Genomic DNA, 18309 nt, shown 5'->3' with positions numbered 1-18309 from the left:
CCGATACCGAAAGCCTGCCCGCCGATGCCCGATCTCCTGAAACGTTTTGCCGCCTACTACCGCCCCCATCGCGCCCTGTTCGCGCTGGATTTCTCCTCGGCCGTCGCCGCGGGCCTGCTGGAACTTGCCTTCCCGGTCGCCGTGACGCTCTTCATCGACCGCCTGCTGCCGACCGGCCGGCTCGATCTCATCGGGCTTGCCGCCATCGGCCTGTTCCTCATCTACCTCGTCAATGCAGGCCTGCAGGTGATCGTCACCTATTGGGGCCACATGCTCGGCATCCGCATCGAGGCGGAGATGCGCCGCAAGGCTTTCGACCATCTGCAGAAACTCTCCTTCGGCTTCTTCGACAATCAGAAGACCGGCCATCTCGTGGCACGGCTGACCAAGGATCTCGAAGAGATCGGCGAGGTCGCCCACCATGGGCCGGAAGACCTCTTCATCGCCGTCATGACGCTGATCGGCGCCTTCATCCTCATGCTCTGGGTGCATGTGCCGCTGGCGCTGATCACCGCCATCATCGTGCCGCTGACCGCCTTCGTCACCACCCATTACGGCGCGCGCATGACCTCGACCTGGCACGCGATCTACGGCCGCGTCGCCGATTTCAATGCCCGCATCGAGGAGAATGTCGGCGGCATCCGCGTCGTGCAGGCCTTCGCCAACGAGGACCACGAGCGCCGGCTCTTCGCCGAGAGCAACCGCAACTACCTCGTCACCAAGCTTCAGGCCTACAAGGTGATGGCCGCCTCGATGTCGCTCTCCTACCTCTCCATGCGCTTCGTGCAGGTGGTGGTGATGCTGGCGGGCGCCTGGTTCGTGACGCGCGGCGAGCTTTCGGCCGGCGGCTTCGTCGGCTTCCTGCTGCTGGTGAACGTCTTCTTCCGGCCGATCGACAAGATCAACTCGATCATCGAGACCTATCCGAAGGGCATTGCCGGCTTTACACGCTACACGAAGTTCCTCGACACCGAGCCGGATATCCGGGACCACGACGGGGCAAGGGACGCCGGCCGGCTGCGCGGCGACATCGAATACCGCGATGTGCATTTCGGCTACCGCAACGACCGGCCGATCTTCGACGGGCTCGGCCTTGCGATCAAGGCGGGCGAGACGATCGCCTTCGTTGGTCCGTCGGGTGCGGGCAAGACGACGATCTGCTCGCTGCTGCCGCGTTTCTACGAGATCGCATCGGGCGCGATCACCATAGACGGCGTGGACATCCGCGACATGACGCTGAAGTCGCTGCGCTCCAATATCGGCATCGTGCAGCAGGACGTGTTCCTCTTTGCGGGCACGGTCCGCGAGAACATCGCCTATGGCCGGCTCGACGCGACGGAAGCCGAAATCCTGGATGCGGCCGGGCGGGCACGTCTCGATGACGTGATCGCCAGCCTCGCCGACGGCCTCGACACGATCATCGGCGAGCGCGGGGTAAAACTCTCCGGCGGCCAGAAGCAACGCCTCGCCATTGCCCGCATCTTCCTGAAGAACCCGCCGATCCTGATCCTCGACGAGGCGACCTCGGCGCTCGACACGGAGACGGAACGGGCCATCCAGCAGTCGCTCGCCGAGCTCTCGGCCGGCCGCACCACGCTGGTCATTGCGCACCGGCTCGCCACCATCGCCAATGCCGATCGCATCCTCGTCGTCGACGACGGCCGCATCGTCGAGCAGGGAAGCCATGCCGACCTCATCGCCCGAAAGAACGGCCGGTACAGAAACCTCCAGACTGCGCAGACGGATACCGGACCGTTTCATCCGCTCGCGTTCAAGAGGTAGAGCGATCTTTCAATCCTTTGCCAACTACAAGTCAGGCCGCTCTTGAGAGACGGATCAGGAAAACAAGCATCCCAACATCGGGTTAAGGCCAAACTGGGCGAAGATTGCGGATTATTTTGAAACTCCGGAGCGTTTATCCGGTCTGCTGGATGCGGTCTCTTCTGTCGGTTTGCGGCGGTAGGTTCAACCCGCAACCGCTTCCTGCGCTCTCGCGACCTTCTGCGTGAAATCGGCAAAGAACTGTGCCGCCAGTTTTTTCGCCGTGGAGTCGATCAGCCGGCTGCCGAGCTGGGCGATCTTGCCGCCGACCTCCGCCTTGACGACATAGGTGAGAAGGGTCGCGTCCGGTCCGTCCTCGGCAAGCGCCACATCCGCGCCGCCCTTGGCGAAGCCGACCATGCCGCCCTTGCCTTCGCCGCTGATCGTGTAGGAATGCGGCGGGTTGAGGTTGAGGAGCTGGACCGTGCCCTGGAAACGGGCCTTCACCGGGCCGACCTTCAGCGCGACGGTCGCCGTCATTTCGGTATCGGAGGTCTTTTCCAGCGTCTCGCAGCCGGGAATGCATTGGCGCAGGATGTCCGGGTCGTTCAGCGCCTGCCAGACGGTTTGCACGGGGGCTTCGATCCGTTCGCTGCCGTTCATGTCCATGAGATGGTCCTTTCAGGGTGTGGTGGCGTCGCCGCGCTGGTCGCGGCGGCGGATGACGAGGATTTCGGCGAGGATGGAGAGCGCGATCTCCTCCGGCGTGATGGCGCCGAGGTCGAGGCCCGCCGGTCCCTTGATCCGGTCGAGCCGCTCGGCCGGGATGCCCGCACGGGACAGATCGGCCTTGAGCGCCGCCATCTTCCGCCCGCTTCCGACGAAACCGTAATATTCGGCCTCAAGGGCGAGCGCCGCCTGGAGTGCGGCGAGGTCGCCGCTGCCCTGGGTGGCGACCAGCGCGAAAATCTTGCCGGCCGGCGGCTCGGCGATGGAAAATCCGTCCACCACGATATCCACCATGGGCGGCTCGGCGCGGTCGGCGGCGGGCGCGGCGAGCGTGATGTGGAAGCCGAGCAGGGCGGCCTGTTCCACCACCGCCATGGCGACGGGGCTCGCCCCGAAGACGACGAGCGCGGGGCGCGGCAGCACCGGCTCGATGAAGATGTCCATCGTGCCCTTGCTGGGGCACATGTTGGCGGAGAACTGGATGCCCTCGCGCAACTCGCCGGCCGCCACACCGCGTTCGGCCAGAAGCTCTTTCGGCTGCACCGAGATCAACCGCGCCTTGCCGTCGATGAGCGCCTGGCGGGCGGCGCGCAGCACCGCGCCGCGGGCGCAGCCGCCGCCGATCCAGCCGGCGACGATCGTGCCGTCCGGGCGGATCACCGCCTTGGCGCCGGCCTTGGCCGCCGTCACCGAGACGGTGCGCACGACGGTGGCGAGCACGAAGGCTTCCTCGGCGGATTTGAGGCGGTTGGCGAGATCCATCACATCGACATGGGCGTTCATCGCGACCTCCCTCAGAGTTTCGCAAGATAGGGTTCGAGCGCCGCAAGGCTTTCGAGCGTATTGGCCGGCGCATGCAGATCGACGAACGGCAGGGCGGCGCGGATGCCGGCGGCCTCCGGCGCATATCCGTCCCAGCCCATCATCGGGTTCAGCCAGGCAATGCGCCGGCAGCGGCGGCGCAGCGCCGCCATCTCCCGAGCCAGCAGCGCGGAATCGCCCGTCTCGTAACCGTCCGAGACGATCATCACGCAGGTGCGCGAATGGATGACGCGGGCGGCATGCCAGCGGTTGAAGGTGGCGAGGCATTCGCCGATCCGCGTGCCGCCGCCAGTGCCCTTCGCCATCATCGAAAGCCGGTCGAGGGCGCGTTGCGCGTCGCGCTCCTTCATGGCGTCGGAGACATGGGCGAGCCGGGTGTGGAAGAGGAAGGCTTCCGACTCGCGAAAGGCGTCGAGCACGCCATGCATGAAGCGCAGGAAGAGGCCGGTATAGGGCGTCATCGAGCCGGAGGCGTCGAGCAGCATGACGAGGCGCAGCGGCTTTTCCTTGCGCCGGCGCCGGACGAGATCCAGCGGCACGCCGCCATGGCCGATATTGCCGTGGATCGTGCGGCGCAGATCGATGCGATAGCCGCGCCGGCGGGCAAGATCGCGGCGGGTGAGCCGCGTGCGCATCGCCCGCGCGAGATCGGCGGCGATGTCATGCGCCCGCGCCATGTCCGCCGGATCGGACAGTTTCCTGAAGTCGATGCCGGAAAGTGCCTCGACCGCGGAGGCGCCCTCCATCCGTCCTTCGCCGCCGCCCGCGCCCTCTCCGCCGTCGGCGGGGACCTGATCCGACACCGCGCCGCCCTTCGCCCCGCCGCCCTCCAGCGCTTTCAGCCCGGGGCCGGCATTTCCCGAAACCGCGCTCCGGCTGCGCACGCGCTTTCCCAGCCAGAAGGCATCGAAAATGCCGTCGAACCGCTCCCATTCGCTGCGGCGGGCGGAAAACAGATGCTTTAAGGCGGAGCGCAGCAGGCCGGGCTTTTCCGCATAGCCGGCGGCCATCAGCGCCGCGGCATCCCGGCCCTCGCCGAGCCCGACGGAAAAGCCATTGTCGCGCAGCGTCTTCAGGAAGGCCGACAGTTTTTCCGCGACGAGGCGGGCGACCGCGCTCGATTCCTCCGGGGTCAGGGGGGCGCCGCAACAGCTCATGCCACCCTCCCCAAAAGGCGCTCGGTGACCTCGCGGCGGAAGCGCGCCTTGTCCTCGCGGGTCTTCAACAGGCAGGCGAGCGTCTCGTGCACGGCTTCGGGATCGTCCTTCAGGTCGGCGATATCGAGGCCGACGAGCACCGCCGCCCAGTCCAGCGTTTCGGCGACGCCCGGGACCTTGCGCAGCTCCTCCTTGCGAATGCCCTCGACCATGCGGGCGATCTGCAGGGCGAGCACCGCGCCGGCCCCTTCGATGCGGGCGAGGATGATGCGCGCCTCGCGCTCGACATCCGGATAGTCGATATGGTGATAGAGGCAGCGTCGCCGGAGCGCGTCGGAAAGCTCGCGCGTGCCGTTCGAGGTCAGCACGACATGCGGGATCGTCACCGCGGTGATCGTGCCGAGTTCGGGAATGGAGACCTGGAAATCGGAGAGCAGTTCCAAGAGGAAGGCTTCGAACTCCTCGTCGGCCCGGTCGATCTCGTCGATCAGCAGCACCGGCGCCTTCTGCTGGCGGATGGCGGCGAGCAGCGGGCGCTCCATCAGGTATTTTTCGGAGAAGACCTCGTCCTCGACCCCGCCGGCATCCTGCCCCTGCCGGGCCTGTATGGCCAGCAGCTGGCGCTGGTAGTTCCACTCGTAGAGTGCGGCCGACTGGTCCAGCCCCTCGTAGCATTGCAGCCGGATCAGTTCCGTCTCGTGGACCGCTGCGATGGCATAGGCGACCGCCGTCTTGCCGACGCCGGCCTCACCTTCCAGCAGCAGGGGGCGGGAGAGCATCTGCATCAGCGAGAGGGCGACCGACAGGTCGCGGTCGGCGATGTAGCCGGCGCTCGCCAAACGCTCGCCGATTTCGGGGCGGGAGAGCGTGTTCATGTCGTGGCCCCATCCGTCGCATGGCGGGAGGGCCGCCCCTCATCCGCCTGCCGGCACCTTCTCCCCGCAAGCGGGGAGAAGGAGAACGATGCACCGTTTTCCCTAAACAAGATGAAGGAAGGCCAAGCCTCCTGCCCCTTCTCCCCGCTTGCGGGGAGAAGGTCGCGGCAGCGGGATGAGGGGCGAAACCTGCGCATCGAACCAATCCTACACCGCGCCAAGGGCCTTCGCCGCCTGCCAGTTGCGCCAGAAATCGTGCGGCATCTGGATATGCGTCGATCCCAGGAACGAGAAGGCGTCGTTGACGGCATTGGAGAAGGCCGGCACGCCGCCGACATTCGGGCTTTCGCCGACACCCTTGGCGCCGATCGGGTGATGCGGCGAGGGCGTGACGGTGAAATCCGTCTCCCAATGGGGCGTTTCCACCGCCGTCGGCAGGAAGAAATCCATGAAGGAGCCTGTCACCACATTGCCGTTCTCGTCGTAGCGAATCTCCTGGCCCATGGCGATGGCAAAGGCTTCCGTCAGCCCGCCATGCACCTGCCCCTCGATGATCATCGGGTTGATGCGCGTGCCGCAATCGTCGAGCGCATAGAAGCGGCGCACCTTGTAGACGCCGGTATCGACGTCGATATCCATGACGCAGAGATAGGCGCCGAAGGGATAGGTCATGTTCGGCGGGTCGTAATAGCTCACCGCCTCAAGGCCCGGTTCCATGCCGGGCGGCGGCGCATTGTAGGCGATCCAGCAGATATCCTTCATGCCGAGGAATTTTTCCGGCAGGCCCTTCACGCGAAAACCGTCGATATCCCATTCGAGGTCGTCCTCGTGCACCTCCAGCCGGTAGGCGGCGATCATCTGCGCCTTGGCCTTCACCTTGCGCGCCGCCATGGCGATCGCCGCACCCGCGACGGGCGTGGAGCGTGAGCCGTAGGTGCCGAGCCCGTAGGGCGCGGTATCGGTGTTGCCTTCCTCGACCATGATGTCGTCGGCGGGAATGCCGATCTCCGTGGCGATGATCTGCGCCCAGGTCGTCTCGTGGCCCTGGCCCTGGCTTTTCGTGCCCATGCGGGCGATGCCGGCGCCGGTCGGGTGGAGGCGAATCTCGCAGCTGTCGAACATGGCGATGCCGAGGATGTCGCAGTTCTTCGAGGGGCCGGCGCCGACGATCTCGGTGAAGAAGGAAATGCCGAGGCCCATGATCTCACGGGTCTCGCCGCGCCGGAAGGCCGCGCGCTTTTCCGCCTGCTCGCGGCGCAGGCCGGCATAATCCACAGTGTCCATCATCTTCTTCATGGCGGTGTGGTAGTCGCCGGAATCGTATTCCCAGCCGAGCGCCGAGTGATAGGGGAACTGCTCCTGGCGGATGAAATTCTTCAGCCGCAATTCGGCCGGGTCCATGCCGAGCTTCTGCGCAAGGATATCCATCGCCCGCTCGATGCAATAGGCCGCCTCCGTCACCCGGAAGGAGCAGCGATAGGCGACGCCGCCCGGCGCCTTGTTGGTATAGACGCCGTCGACCGCGAGATGGGCGGTGGGGAAATCATAGGATCCGGTGACGATGTTGAAGAAGCCGGCCGGCCATTTCGACGGGTCGGCGCAGGCATCGAAGGCGCCGTGGTCGGCGAGCACATGGACGCGGAGGCCCGTGACCTTGCCCTCCTTCGTCGCGGCGATCTCGGTCGTCATGTGGTAGTCGCGGGCAAACGAGGTGGCGCATAGATTCTCGATGCGGTCCTCGACCCATTTCACCGGCCGCCCGGTGACGATCGAGGCGACGGCGGCGCAGATATAACCCGGATAGGCACCGACCTTGTTGCCGAAGCCGCCGCCGATATCCGGTGCGATCACATGGATCTTGTGCTCGGGAATCTTGGCGATCAGCGCGACCACCGTGCGGATGACATGCGGCGCCTGGAAGGTGCCGTAGATCGTCAGTTCGCCCTTCACCTTGTCGAAGGAGCACAGGCACTGGCAGGTCTCCAGCGGCGAGGGATGGGTGCGGTGATAGGAGATCATCTCCTTGATCGTCACCTCCGCCTTGCGGAAGGCGGCATCCGTCAGGTCCCGGTCGCCGACGGTCCATTCGAAGATGTGGTTGTGGTGTTTTCGCGGGCCGTGGGCGCCTTCCGTCTTGCCTTCCAGGTCCTCGCGCAGCACCGGCGCATCCGCGTCCATGGCGTGGAACGGATCGACGAGGACAGGCAGGGCCTCGTACTCCACCTCGACGGCATTGATGCCGTCATCGGCCGCATAACGGTCGGTGGCGACGACGAAGGCCACTTCCTGGTTCTGGAACAGCACCTTGCCGTCCGCCAGCACCATCTGCACGTCGCCGGCCAGCGTCGGCATCCAGGCGAGGTTGACGCCCTTCAGGTCCTCCGCCGTCAGCACGGCGAGCACGCCCGGCACCTTCAGCGCCTTCTCCTTGTCGATGGACTTGATGCGGGCGTGGGGATGCGGCGAGCGCACGAAATCGCCGTGCAGCATGCCGGGCAGCTTCACGTCGTCGACATAGTTGCCCTTGCCCTGGGTAAACCGGATATCCTCGACGCGCTTGCGCTTGCAGCCCATGCCTTCGAGTTTGGCCTCGCGCTCGGCGCGCGTGATGGTCATGTCGTTCATTCCGCAGCCTCCCTGAACTCCGTGCCGTTGATCTTGGCGGCAGCGTACTGGATCGCCTTGACGATGTTCTGGTAGCCGGTGCAGCGACAGAGATTGCCGGCGATGCCGAAGCGGATCTCCTCTTCGCTCGGGGTCGGATTTTCCTTCAGCAGGCGGTGGGCGCGCACGATCATGCCGGGCGTACAGAAGCCGCATTGCAGCCCGTGCATCTGGCGGAAACCCTCCTGGAGGGCCGAGAGCGTGCCATCCGCATTGGCGATGCCTTCGATGGTGGTGATCTCGGAACCTTCGGCCTGCACGGCGAAGACGGTGCAGCTTTTCACCGACATGCCGTCGAGATCGACGGTGCAGGCGCCGCAATGGGTGGTCTCGCAGCCGATATGGGTGCCGGTCAGGGCGAGATTTTCGCGGATGAAATGCACGAGCAGCGTGCGCGGCTCGACAAGGCCCTCGACCTCGCTGCCGTTCACCCGCATCGTCACATGGGTCTTTGCCATCGTTTCCTCCTATACTGCTTTTGCAGCAGCGCGCTTCAGCGCCCGCATGACCATGATGCCGCCGACATGCGTGCGGTATTCGGCCGGGCCGCGCCCGTCGGCGGCCGGCTGCATGACGGCGCGGGCAAGATCGGCGGCCTTGGCCAGCGTTGCCTCGTCGAGCGTCGTGCCGATCACGCAGGCGGCGGCGTCCTCGGCGAGAAGCGGCGTCTCGGACAGGTTGGTGAGGCCGATGCGACAGGTCGCCACCTTGCCGGCGGAGAGCGTCAGCACCACCGCGGCGGCGGCCGTCGCATAGTCGCCGATCTTGCGCTTCAGCTTTTCATAGGCGTAGCCGTGGCCGGAGGGCGGGACCGGGATGGCGATCTCGGTCAGGAGTTCGCCGGGTTCGAGCGCGGTGAAATAGGCGCCCTGGTAGAAATCGACGGCATCGACGTCGCGTGCGCCGTCCGGCCCTTCCAGCCGGTAGCGTGCGCCGAGCGCCATCATCAGCCCCGGCATGTCGTTGCCCGGATCGCCATTGGCGACGTTGCCGCCGAGCGTGCCGCGATAGCGCACCTGCGGATCGGCGATCTGCAGCGAGGTTTCCTTGACGATCGGCACGAGCGCCGCGATCTCCGGCGAGGCCACCAGCTCATGCTGGGTGGTCATGGCGCCGATGACGAGCGTGTCGCCCTCGCGGCGGATGCCCTTCAGCGATCCGATGCCGTGCAGGTCGATGAGATGCTCGGGCGTGGCGAGGCGCAGCTTCATCATGGGAACGAGGCTGTGGCCGCCGGCAAGCGGCCGCGCCTCATCCCCGAGGGTGGAGAGCAGTTTCACCGCATCGGCAACCGATTGCGGCCGATGGAACTGGAATGGGCCGGGTATCATGGGTCTCCTCCGGTATATACCGGGGATCAGCATTTTCCCTGGGAAGCGGACAGGCAAGGAGACGGCCGGCTTTCCGGCACCAGCGCCGGATTTCTGCACGAAAGGCGGTTTCGCCCGCACGAATTGCGTCAGGCACTTTGACCTATGGCGTCGTCCCGGTGCGGCCCGTCGCGCCGGCTGAGGCCCAGCCGCGCCTTCAGTTCGGAGATCTTCGTCCGGCTCACCGGAACGAGGTGCGGGACGGGCCCGCCAAGCTCGACGACCGCGCCATCCCCTTCCTTGCGCATCAGCACGATATGCGGAACCGCGACGATATGGCTGCGATGGACGCGCAGGAACGTCTCGGGACAGAGCTGCGTTTCCATCTCCGAGATCGACCAGGCGCACATGCGCTCGCGCTGCCCGTCATGGACGAGCGTATAATGCGCATCGGCGCGGACGCTGCGGATATCGGCCGCATCGATGAACCGGATGCCGTCCGCCCCGTCGACGGGCACCTTGGTGACCAATGGCCGGGCCGACTGGCCGAGGCCGGCCAGTGGGGCCGCCCTGTTCGCCCGGGCGGCGGAAAAGGACGGATCGGGCCGCTCGGCCTCCGCCTTGAGATGCGCTTCCGGCACGAGGAGAAGCAGGAAACCGCCGGCGACCAGGAAACAGAGCAGCGCCACGACCAGCGACAGGACCTGCTGCGAGGCGGCGAGCCCATCCATGGCCATGGCATGCCCGCCGGTGGGGCCGGGTTCGAAATGCATGCCGTACATGGCGGTATAATGCATGCCGGACACCGCGATGCCGAAGGCGACGGCGCTGAGCGCCAGCCGCAGGCCGCCATGGCGCGCGATATAGATGCGCAGGCCCCCATAGGCCGCCCCGATGGCGATCAGCAGCGACAGCGCCACCATCGGATAATCATGGCGGATGGTGAAAGGCCCCGCCAGCCCATGGATGCCGACATAGTGCATGGAGGCGATGCCGAAGCCGAGCAGCAGCGCCGCCCAGAGCACGCGCATGCGCGAGGGACCGCCGATGCTGACGAAATAGAGCGAGATGCCGACGACAAGGGCGCAGATGAGGAAGGAGACGAGCGTCGGCAGCACGAGATAGGCCGCATCCTGCGGCAGGGGCGCCGCCATCATGCCGACGAAATGCATCGTCCAGATGCCGACCGCCAGAAAACCGGCCGCTCCGGAAAGAAGCAGCCGCCGGCCGGTATGAACCGAGCTGCGGATCCGCGCCGCAAGGCCGAAGCCAGTATAACCTCCCAGTATCGCCACCAGCACCGAAAGTGCGACGAGATACGGATCGTGTTCCTCGAACATCGCCGTGCCAACCGTACCCGTTCCTCCCCGGGCCGGCTTTCTCCTTGTGCAAGCGAGGGTACATCCCTCCTCGAGAGCTTGGCAAGCGATTGTCGACCCGGTCGCCATCACGCGGCTTGCCAAGGTAACAAAGCAGGCCGCCTGATTGGCCGACGGTCAGAGATCGTAGCGGCGATCGAGCTCTTGCAGTGCAGACTGCACGTCATCGATCGAAACGGCCTCGGGAGTTCCCGGTATCTGACGCAGTGCCGGTTTCGAATCGACGGCGTAATAGTCGGACGCCCAGGCCGCGAGGATCGTTCGCTTGTCGGGAGCGGAGAGGGCGGGCGAATCCACGACGTCGATGGGGCGCCGAAACCGGATGTTCTGCGGCATCAGAACGGCGGGTCCCATGGTCATCACGTCTTGGACGGCCTGCTTCGCCATGTTGTCCATCATCGGCGCACCTCAGCAAACGTGCGGATCCCGGTCGCGCCGCGATCCTGATGCTGTGATCAGGTGGGTGTCCGGCGCAAGCAGATCATGCTTTTCGGCGTAGGCCGCGAACAGTCCGCGTGCGGTTTCCGCGTCGATCTCACCGCGCAGCGCGGCGTTGCAGGCGTTGAGGGCAATCGAATACGCGGCATCTCTCCATGCTGCGGGCCATTCGACGAGGTGGCGATAGGCGTCCATGACGGAACGGACCTCCGTCGGAAAGCCAAGGCCGACAAGAATGGATACGGGTTCTTTGAACATATCGGGTTTCATCATGCTCTCCTTCCCAACCCGGAATGTCGACGGGCGCCGTTGCGACGGCGCCCCTTCTCGATGGCGTTTGTCTTACGCGGCCTTCTGCGCTTCGATCTGCGCGGAGGTCGCCGATTGTTCGAGAGCCGGTGCGCTCTCGATGGAGATTTTCCGCGGCTTCATCTCCTCGGGGATTTCGCGAACGAGATCGATCGACAGGAGGCCGTTGTTCAGGTCTGCTCCATTCACCCTGACGTGGTCGGCAAGTTCGAAGCGATGTTCGAAGGGCCTGGCGCCGATGCCGCGATGGAGATAGCCATCGGCAGGCGCCTCCTGCTTCTTGCCGGTCACCGTCAGGAGATTGGACTGGAACGTGATGTCGAGGTCGTCCCGCGCGAAGCCCGCGACAGCGATCGAGATGCGGTAGCTGTCATCGCCGGTCTTGACGATGTCATAGGGCGGCCAGTCGCTGATCGAGCGTGCGCGTTGTGCGTTTTCCAGGAGATTGAAGATCCGGTCAAACCCGATGCTCGAGCGGAACAGTGGTGCGTAGTCGTAAGATGTTGCCATAGCCATATCCTCCTTGAAGCAACATGGATACGGAGCGCCGAAAGACGGCGCTTCCAGCACGGTCAGCCCTGACGTCAGCGGCTGACGGAATTCGATTTGGTTTTTGCGGTTTTCGGGTTCAAGATCCGCAAGTAAAAAATTGCCCTTCAAGACATCGCCTGCCCCGTCGGGATGACTGTTCAGGCAACGCGGTTCCGCCAGTTCGCACCCATCGCACTCCGGCATGCTCATTCATGTCCAACGGGCTCAGGAAGACGCTGCCGCGGCGGAACGAATTTTCGCGCGCGTGCGCAAGATTGAAAAAAGAATACTTTTTCGATTGATTTTATCAACTATCGTTCATTCCGTTGAATGAGCCGCGGGTCGGGTGCCTTGCCGGCCGCAGACATGATCCACGAGGTAAAGACAATGGCAAACTGGCTGACGAGAAAGATCGATCTTCTGGGCAAGGCGGCGGTCGCGCTCTCGCTGACCACCACGTTCGCACTTGCGCAGACGCTGACCATTGGTGTGACGCCCGGTTCTCTTGCCGATTCCGTCGAAGTGGCGGCGGCCGAGGCACGCGAGCAGGGGCTTGACGTGAAGGTCATCGAATTCACCGACTGGGCGACGCCGAATGTGGCGCTGAATGCCGGCGATCTCGACGTCAACTACTTCCAGCATCAGGCTTTTCTCGACAATGCGGTTGCCGAGACCGGCTTCAAGCTGAAGAGCGTCGCCGTCGGCCTCCTGCCGAACCTCGGCCTCTATTCCTCGAAGTACAAGAGCTTCGATGCCCTGCCGGAAGGCGCGCGCGTCGGTGTGGCGAACGACCCGGTCAATCAGGGGCGCGGCCTCCAGCTCATCGAGCGGGCCGGCCTGATCAAGCTGCGCGAGGGTGTCGGCGCCCGCGGCACGCTGGACGATGTCGCCGAAAACCCCCGCAAGCTGGAATTCGTGGAGATCGAAGGGCCGCAGCTCGTCCGCGCGCTCGAAGACGTCGATCTCGCCCAGGGGTATCCGGCGCACTACGTGAATGCCGGACTTCCGGACATCGCCGGCCAGGCGCTGCTCTATACCGGAATCGACGACATCTATTTCGCGATCCGCTTCGTGGCGCGCGAGGACAATGCGGATGCGCCGCTCGTCAAGCGTTTCGTCGAGATCTACCAGGCCTCCGACGCGGTGAAGGCCCAGATCCACAAGTCCTTCGCCGACAACGACAAGCTCTACAGCCTTCCCTGGACGGAAGGTGCGCAGGTCAACTGACCGGCGGCAAGGCAATCAGAACAACCGATACGGGGAAGCGACTACATGAGACTGCATACTCTCGGATTCGTGACGGCGCTGGCGCTGTCTTCCGCAACGGCGGCAGAGGCCGACACGATCAGGATCGGCGTGGTGCCGGGCGCCTATGCGGATTCCATCACCGCGCTCATACCGGAGGCCAAGGAAGCGGGCATCGAGGTAGAGGCCGTGGAGTTCACCGACTGGACGACGCCGAACGTGGCGCTCGATGCCGGCGATATCGACGCCAACTATTTCCAGCACCGGCCATTCCTCGACAATGCCATCGCCGACCGCGGCTACAAGCTGACCGACATCGGTCCGGGCATTCTGGCGAACATCGGCCTCTACTCGTTGAAGCACAAGAGCTTCGACGCGATTCCGGAAGGCGGCAAGGTGGCGATCGCCAACGATCCGGTCAACCAGGGACGCGGTTTGCTGCTTCTCGAAAAGGCCGGCCTGATCAAGCTGCGCGACGGCGTCGGCTTCACCGGCACGCTGGACGACATCGTCGAAAACCCCCGTAACCTCGAATTCACCGAGGTCGAGGGGCCGCAGCTCGCACGCATCACGGCGGACGTGGACCTGGCGCTCGGCTACCCCCACTTCATCGCCGCATCCGGCCTCTTCGATCCTGGCTCGGGCCTCATCTATTCGGGTATCGACGACCGCCGGTTCTCGATCATCTTCACCGTCAAGGAGGACCGCAAGGATGACCCGGCGCTGAAGAAGCTGGTCGAACTCTACCAGAATTCGGAGACCGTCCGGAAGGTCATCCACGACGCCTATAACGGCAACGACAAGCTCTACACACTGTCATGGCTGCATTGACCGTGGAGACGACGGCCGTACCGGTGCACGGCGCGGCCACGGAAAAGGTGGCGACGGCAACCCGGGTGGCTTCTGCCGCCGGGGCTGGTTCCGTCCGGTTCGAAAAGCTCGGCAAGATCTATCGATCCGCGGCCGGCGCGGTGAATGCGCTGGAGGATATCGATCTCGAAATCCCGGCGGGTCGCGTCTACGGCATCATCGGCCGCAGCGGCGCCGGCAAGTCGAGCCTGCTGCGCACGATCAACCGGCTGGAAACCCCGACCTCCGGCCGCGTTCTCGTGGACGGGCAGGACATCGGCCGGTTCGATGAGGATGCGCTCGTGGAACTGCGTCGCCGCCTCGGCATGATCTTCCAGCACTTCAACCTGCTCTCGGCCAAGACGGTGCGGGAGAACGTGGCGCTGCCGCTCGTCGTCGCCGGCGTACCGAAGAAGCAGATCGCCGAACGGGTCGACGAAGTCCTGGCGCTGGTCGGCCTCGAAGGCAAACACAACGTCTATCCCTCGCGCCTGTCGGGCGGGCAGAAGCAGAGGGTCGGCATCGCGCGCGCCCTCGTGCACAAGCCGGAAATCCTGCTGTGCGACGAGGCGACCTCCGCGCTCGATCCCGAGACGACGCTCTCGATCCTGAAGCTCCTGAAGGATATCAACCGCAGCCTCGGCCTCACGATCATCCTCATCACGCACGAGATGAGCGTGATCCGGGAAATCTGCGAGAACGTGCTGGTTCTCGAACAGGGGCGCATCGCCGAGGAAGGTCCCGTCTGGCAGGTCTTCGGCGCGCCGAAGCACGATGCGACGCGCGCGCTCCTGCGACCGTTGAGCCGCGACCTGCCGGAGGACATCGCGGCGCGCCTGCAGCCGCAGCCCGTTGCCGGCGGCGAGGCCGTTCTCGAACTGCATTATACCGGCGGCGAAAGTGCCGGGCCGGATCTCTCGTGCCTCGCTTCGGCTCTCGGAACATCGGTCCGGCTGCTTCACGGCACGATCGACCGCATCCAGGGGCACGCCCAGGGCACCCTGCTCGTCGCGGCGCGCGGCGTTTCGGAAAGCAATCTTGAAGCCCTCAAGGGCCATGTCGGTAGCGCAAGGATTCTCGGTCATGTCGCCAGCGATGTATAACCGCCTCTGGCTGGCCTTTCTCGACACGGTGCAGATGGTCGGCATTTCGGCGCTGATCGCGCTCGTCATCGGCATTCCCATCGCCGTCTTCCTCGTCGTCTCGGCGCCCGGCGGCTTCTTCGAGGCGCCGCGATTGAACCGCGCGGTCGCTGCCGTCGTCAACGGCTTTCGCGCGACGCCCTTCATCGTGCTGCTGGTGGCGCTCCTGCCGTTCACGCGGTTCCTGACCGGAACGACGATCGGCGTGTGGGCGGCGATCGTTCCGCTGTCGATCAGCGCGACGCCCTTCTTCGCCCGCATCGCGGAAGTCAGCCTTCGCGAGGTGGACAAGGGCCTCATCGAGGCGGCGCAGGCGATGGGCTGCCGCAAATGGCATATCGTGCGCCACGTGCTGCTGCCCGAGGCGTTTCCCGGCATCGTCGGCGGCTTCACGATCACCGTCGTCACGATGATCGGCGCTTCCGCCATGGCCGGCGCCGTCGGGGCGGGCGGCCTCGGCGACATGGCGATCCGCTACGGCTACCAGCGTTTCGACACGACCGTCATGATCGCGGTCATCATCGTGCTCATCGCCATGGTCACGCTGGTGCAGTTTGCCGGCGACTATACCGTGCGCCGGCTGCGCAACCGTTGACAGGCAGAAACGAGACGAAAATGAGCAAGACCGAAAAGGCGACCGGAAGAGGATCCGATGCAGCGCGGCGGCCGGCTGCGACCGTATCCGCCCGGCGCATCGCCACCGATGCGGAAGCGATCGCGGCTGCGACGGCGCTTGCCGACGTCCTGCGCCCGCAGGCCGCACAGCGGGACCGGGAAAGGCTGCTGCCCTGGGACGAGATCGAGGCCTACAGCGCAAGCGGCCTCGGCGCCATCACCGTGCCGAAGGCGTATGGTGGGCCCGAGCTTTCCTTCGTCACGCTGGTGAAGGTGTTCGAAATCCTCTGTGCCGCCGACCCCTCGGCCGGGCAGATCCCGCAGAACCATTTCGGCGTCCTTGCCCTGCTGCGCGATCTCGGCTCGCAAGAGCAGAAGACGCGCTTCTACGCCGATATCCTGCGGGGCGAGCGCATCGGCAATGCCGGCCCCGAGCGCGGACGCAACATGATCAACCACGTGACGACGCGCATCACCGCGACCGCCGACGGCCTGCGCCTCACAGGCCGGCGTTTTTATTCGACGGGCGCGCTGTTCGCGCACTGGATCCCGACGCGCGCCCTCGACGACGAGGGGCGCGCGGTGCAGGTCTGGGCGCGCTACGATGCGCCGGGCGTCACGGTGATCGACGACTGGTCCTCCTTCGGGCAGCGCACGACGGCGAGCGGCACGGTCGAGTTCGACGCCGTGCCGGTCGAGCCGATCCAGGTGCTGCCGGTCTGGCAGGCCGCGGACAAGCCGGGCCTGTGGGGGCCGATCTCGCAGATCATCCAGGCCGCGATCGATTCCGGCATTGCGCGCGCGGCGATCGACGACGCGACGGCCTTCGTGCGCGACCGCGCGCGGCCGTGGATGGATTCCGGCCTCGAACGGGCATCCGACGATCCGACGATCATCCACGAGATCGGCCATCTCGAAACCGAGTACCAGGCGGCGCAGGCGCTTCTCCATCACGCCGCCGCCGTGCTCGATGAGCTGAACGCCGTGCCGGTGACGGCGCAGACGAGCGCCAGGGCGTCCGTCGCCGTCGCGGAGGCGAAGATCCTGACCACCGAGATCGCGCTCGAAGCGAGCGAAAAACTCTTCGATCTCGCCGGATCGAGCGCCACGCGCGCCGCTCATGCCCTCGACAGGCACTGGCGCAATGCGCGGGTCCACACGCTGCACGATCCGGTGCGATGGAAATATCACCTGCTCGGCAACTACTACCTCAACGGCGCCTATCCGGCCCGCCATCAATGGAACTGAGAGGGGGACGCCATGATCTCGACGGCCTTCCAGGCATCCGCCAAGCCACGCCCCGTGCTCATCCGGGATGATGCGCATGCGCTCGAAACGGCACGGCAACTCGCTGCCGATTTCGCGCGCGATGCCGTCTTGCGCGATGCCGAGCGGCGCCTGCCCTGGGACGAACTCGAACGCTACACCGCAAGCGGCCTGTGGGGCGCGACCATACCGCGGGCCTATGGCGGCGCGGAAATCTCGACGGTCACGCTCGCCCGCGTCATCGCCACCATCGCCGCCGCGGACGGCTCGCTCGCCCAGATTCCGCAGAACCATTTCTATGCGTTGGAAGTGCTGCGGGTCGGCGGTTCGGAGACGCAGAAGCGCTTCTTCTTCGACCGGGTGCTTGCCGGCGACCGCCTCGGCAATGCGCTGGCGGAAATCGGCACGCGGGATTTCAAGCGGCGCACGAGGCTCGTGCGCGATCCCGCGGGCTGGTATGTCGAGGGCGAGAAATTCTACTGCACCGGCGCCATCTATGCGCACTGGATCCCGACCCTCGTGGTGGCGGACGACGCAGGCTCGGACGTCACCTATCTTGCTTTCGTCCCGCGCAATGCCCCGGGCGTGACGGTCATCGACGACTGGGACGGCTTCGGCCAGCGCGTGACCGGAAGCGGCTCCGTCACGTTCAGCCGCGTGCGCGTCGAGCCGGAATGGGTGGTGCCCTTCAAGGCCTCGTTCGACCGGCCGACGACGATCGGGCCGCACGCGCAGATCATGCATGCGGCGATCGACCTCGGCATCGGTCTCGGCGCCTTCGAGGAAACCTTGCGCTACGTGCGGGCGAGGGCGCGGCCCTGGCTCGATTCCGGCGTGGAGAAGGCCTCCGAGGACCCGTTGACGCTGCACCAGGTCGGCCATGTCCGGGTGCGGCTGCGCGCGGCGGAAGCGCTGGTCGACCGCGCGGGCGCCCTCGTCGACGCGGCGCAGCGTGTGCCGGACGAGGACAGCGTGGCGCGCGCGTCGATCGCCGTTGCGCAGGCGCGAATCCTGACGACCAAGGCAGGCCTGCTTGCGGCCGACAAGCTGTTCGAGCTTTCCGGCACGTCCTCGACGCAAAGCGAGGACAACCTGGACCGCTATTGGCGCAACGTTCGCACGCATACGCTCCACGATCCCGTCCGCTGGAAATACCAGGCGGTCGGCAATTTCCATCTCAACGGCAAGCGCCCGCCGCGGCACGGCGCCATCTGACG

Annotated in this window: 18 protein-coding genes; 7 read left to right on the top strand and 11 right to left on the bottom strand. The window is 65.6% G+C overall.

All coding sequences use genetic code 11. From position 1 onward, the window contains the following. Window positions 1-24: 24 nt before the first annotated feature. Window positions 25-1782: an ABC transporter ATP-binding protein gene (locus EV665_RS26290; RefSeq protein WP_133036338.1), complete on the top strand. Its 1758-nt coding sequence runs from the start codon at window positions 25-27 to the stop codon at window positions 1780-1782. A 183-nt stretch (window positions 1783-1965) separates the two neighbouring features. Here EV665_RS26290 and EV665_RS26285 read toward each other — a convergent pair whose 3' ends face one another. The 11 genes from EV665_RS26285 to EV665_RS26235 form a co-directional block, all read right to left on the bottom strand. Beyond that, window positions 1966-2430 (bottom strand): SRPBCC family protein, encoded by a 465-nt coding sequence (locus tag EV665_RS26285; RefSeq protein ID WP_133036337.1) that lies wholly within the window; start codon window positions 2428-2430, stop codon window positions 1966-1968. A 12-nt stretch (window positions 2431-2442) separates the two neighbouring features. Beyond that, entirely contained in the window at window positions 2443-3273 is an 831-nt protein-coding gene (locus tag EV665_RS26280; protein WP_133036336.1) for an XdhC family protein, read from the bottom strand. A gap of 11 nt (window positions 3274-3284) precedes the next feature. Next, on the bottom strand, window positions 3285-4469 hold the full coding sequence (locus tag EV665_RS26275; protein ID WP_133036335.1) for a vWA domain-containing protein: 1185 nt from the start codon (window positions 4467-4469) through the stop codon (window positions 3285-3287). Beyond that, window positions 4466-5344 (bottom strand): AAA family ATPase, encoded by an 879-nt coding sequence (locus EV665_RS26270; RefSeq protein ID WP_133036334.1) that lies wholly within the window; start codon window positions 5342-5344, stop codon window positions 4466-4468. Before EV665_RS26270 ends, EV665_RS26275 begins: the two co-directional genes overlap by 4 nt. 207 nt (window positions 5345-5551) lie before the next feature. After that, window positions 5552-7969: an aerobic carbon-monoxide dehydrogenase large subunit gene (locus EV665_RS26265; protein WP_133036333.1), complete on the bottom strand. Its 2418-nt coding sequence runs from the start codon at window positions 7967-7969 to the stop codon at window positions 5552-5554. Next, the gene (locus EV665_RS26260; protein WP_133036332.1) at window positions 7966-8466 is read right to left on the bottom strand and encodes a (2Fe-2S)-binding protein; all 501 of its coding nucleotides are present in this window, start codon (window positions 8464-8466) and stop codon (window positions 7966-7968) included. The genes EV665_RS26265 and EV665_RS26260 overlap by 4 nt, the downstream gene beginning before the upstream one ends. 9 nt (window positions 8467-8475) lie before the next feature. Continuing rightward, the gene (locus tag EV665_RS26255; RefSeq protein WP_133036331.1) at window positions 8476-9339 is read right to left on the bottom strand and encodes an FAD binding domain-containing protein; all 864 of its coding nucleotides are present in this window, start codon (window positions 9337-9339) and stop codon (window positions 8476-8478) included. A 128-nt stretch (window positions 9340-9467) separates the two neighbouring features. Further along, window positions 9468-10658 (bottom strand): MHYT domain-containing protein, encoded by a 1191-nt coding sequence (locus EV665_RS26250; RefSeq protein ID WP_133036330.1) that lies wholly within the window; start codon window positions 10656-10658, stop codon window positions 9468-9470. Between the two features lie 156 nt (window positions 10659-10814). Then, window positions 10815-11096 carry a hypothetical protein gene (locus EV665_RS26245; RefSeq protein WP_064333934.1) on the bottom strand — a complete coding sequence of 94 codons (282 nt, stop codon included), beginning with the start codon at window positions 11094-11096 and terminating at the stop codon, window positions 10815-10817. 9 nt (window positions 11097-11105) lie between these two features. Continuing rightward, on the bottom strand, window positions 11106-11405 hold the full coding sequence (locus tag EV665_RS26240; protein ID WP_133036370.1) for a DUF982 domain-containing protein: 300 nt from the start codon (window positions 11403-11405) through the stop codon (window positions 11106-11108). A 72-nt stretch (window positions 11406-11477) separates the two neighbouring features. Further along, on the bottom strand, window positions 11478-11954 hold the full coding sequence (locus EV665_RS26235) for an Hsp20 family protein (protein ID WP_064333935.1): 477 nt from the start codon (window positions 11952-11954) through the stop codon (window positions 11478-11480). Window positions 11955-12362: 408 nt separating this feature from the next. Here EV665_RS26235 and EV665_RS26230 point away from each other — a divergent pair, with 408 nt between their 5' ends. From EV665_RS26230 to EV665_RS26205, 6 genes are read left to right on the top strand one after another with little or no spacing between them, the layout of a single operon-like run. Then, window positions 12363-13202 carry a MetQ/NlpA family ABC transporter substrate-binding protein gene (locus tag EV665_RS26230; RefSeq protein WP_133036329.1) on the top strand — a complete coding sequence of 280 codons (840 nt, stop codon included), beginning with the start codon at window positions 12363-12365 and terminating at the stop codon, window positions 13200-13202. A 45-nt stretch (window positions 13203-13247) separates the two neighbouring features. Then, entirely contained in the window at window positions 13248-14051 is an 804-nt protein-coding gene (locus EV665_RS26225) for a MetQ/NlpA family ABC transporter substrate-binding protein (RefSeq protein WP_133036328.1), read from the top strand. Further along, complete coding sequence (locus EV665_RS26220) at window positions 14039-15172, top strand: methionine ABC transporter ATP-binding protein (protein WP_133036327.1); 1134 nt, start codon at window positions 14039-14041, stop codon at window positions 15170-15172. Before EV665_RS26225 ends, EV665_RS26220 begins: the two co-directional genes overlap by 13 nt. Then, a complete protein-coding gene (locus EV665_RS26215; RefSeq protein WP_064333939.1) occupies window positions 15153-15806 on the top strand; it encodes a methionine ABC transporter permease in 654 nt (217 codons plus the stop codon). Before EV665_RS26220 ends, EV665_RS26215 begins: the two co-directional genes overlap by 20 nt. A 20-nt stretch (window positions 15807-15826) precedes the next feature. Beyond that, on the top strand, window positions 15827-17074 hold the full coding sequence (locus EV665_RS26210; protein WP_133036326.1) for an SfnB family sulfur acquisition oxidoreductase: 1248 nt from the start codon (window positions 15827-15829) through the stop codon (window positions 17072-17074). A gap of 12 nt (window positions 17075-17086) precedes the next feature. Further along, a complete protein-coding gene (locus tag EV665_RS26205) occupies window positions 17087-18307 on the top strand; it encodes an SfnB family sulfur acquisition oxidoreductase (RefSeq protein ID WP_133036325.1) in 1221 nt (406 codons plus the stop codon). The last annotated feature ends 2 nt before the right edge of the window (window positions 18308-18309 follow it).

The sequence above is a fragment of the Shinella granuli genome (assembly GCF_004341885.1).
GTDB classification, from domain to species: domain Bacteria; phylum Pseudomonadota; class Alphaproteobacteria; order Rhizobiales; family Rhizobiaceae; genus Shinella; species Shinella granuli.
Note: the sequence above shows the minus strand (reverse complement) of the source record. Positions and strands in the feature narration are given on the sequence as shown.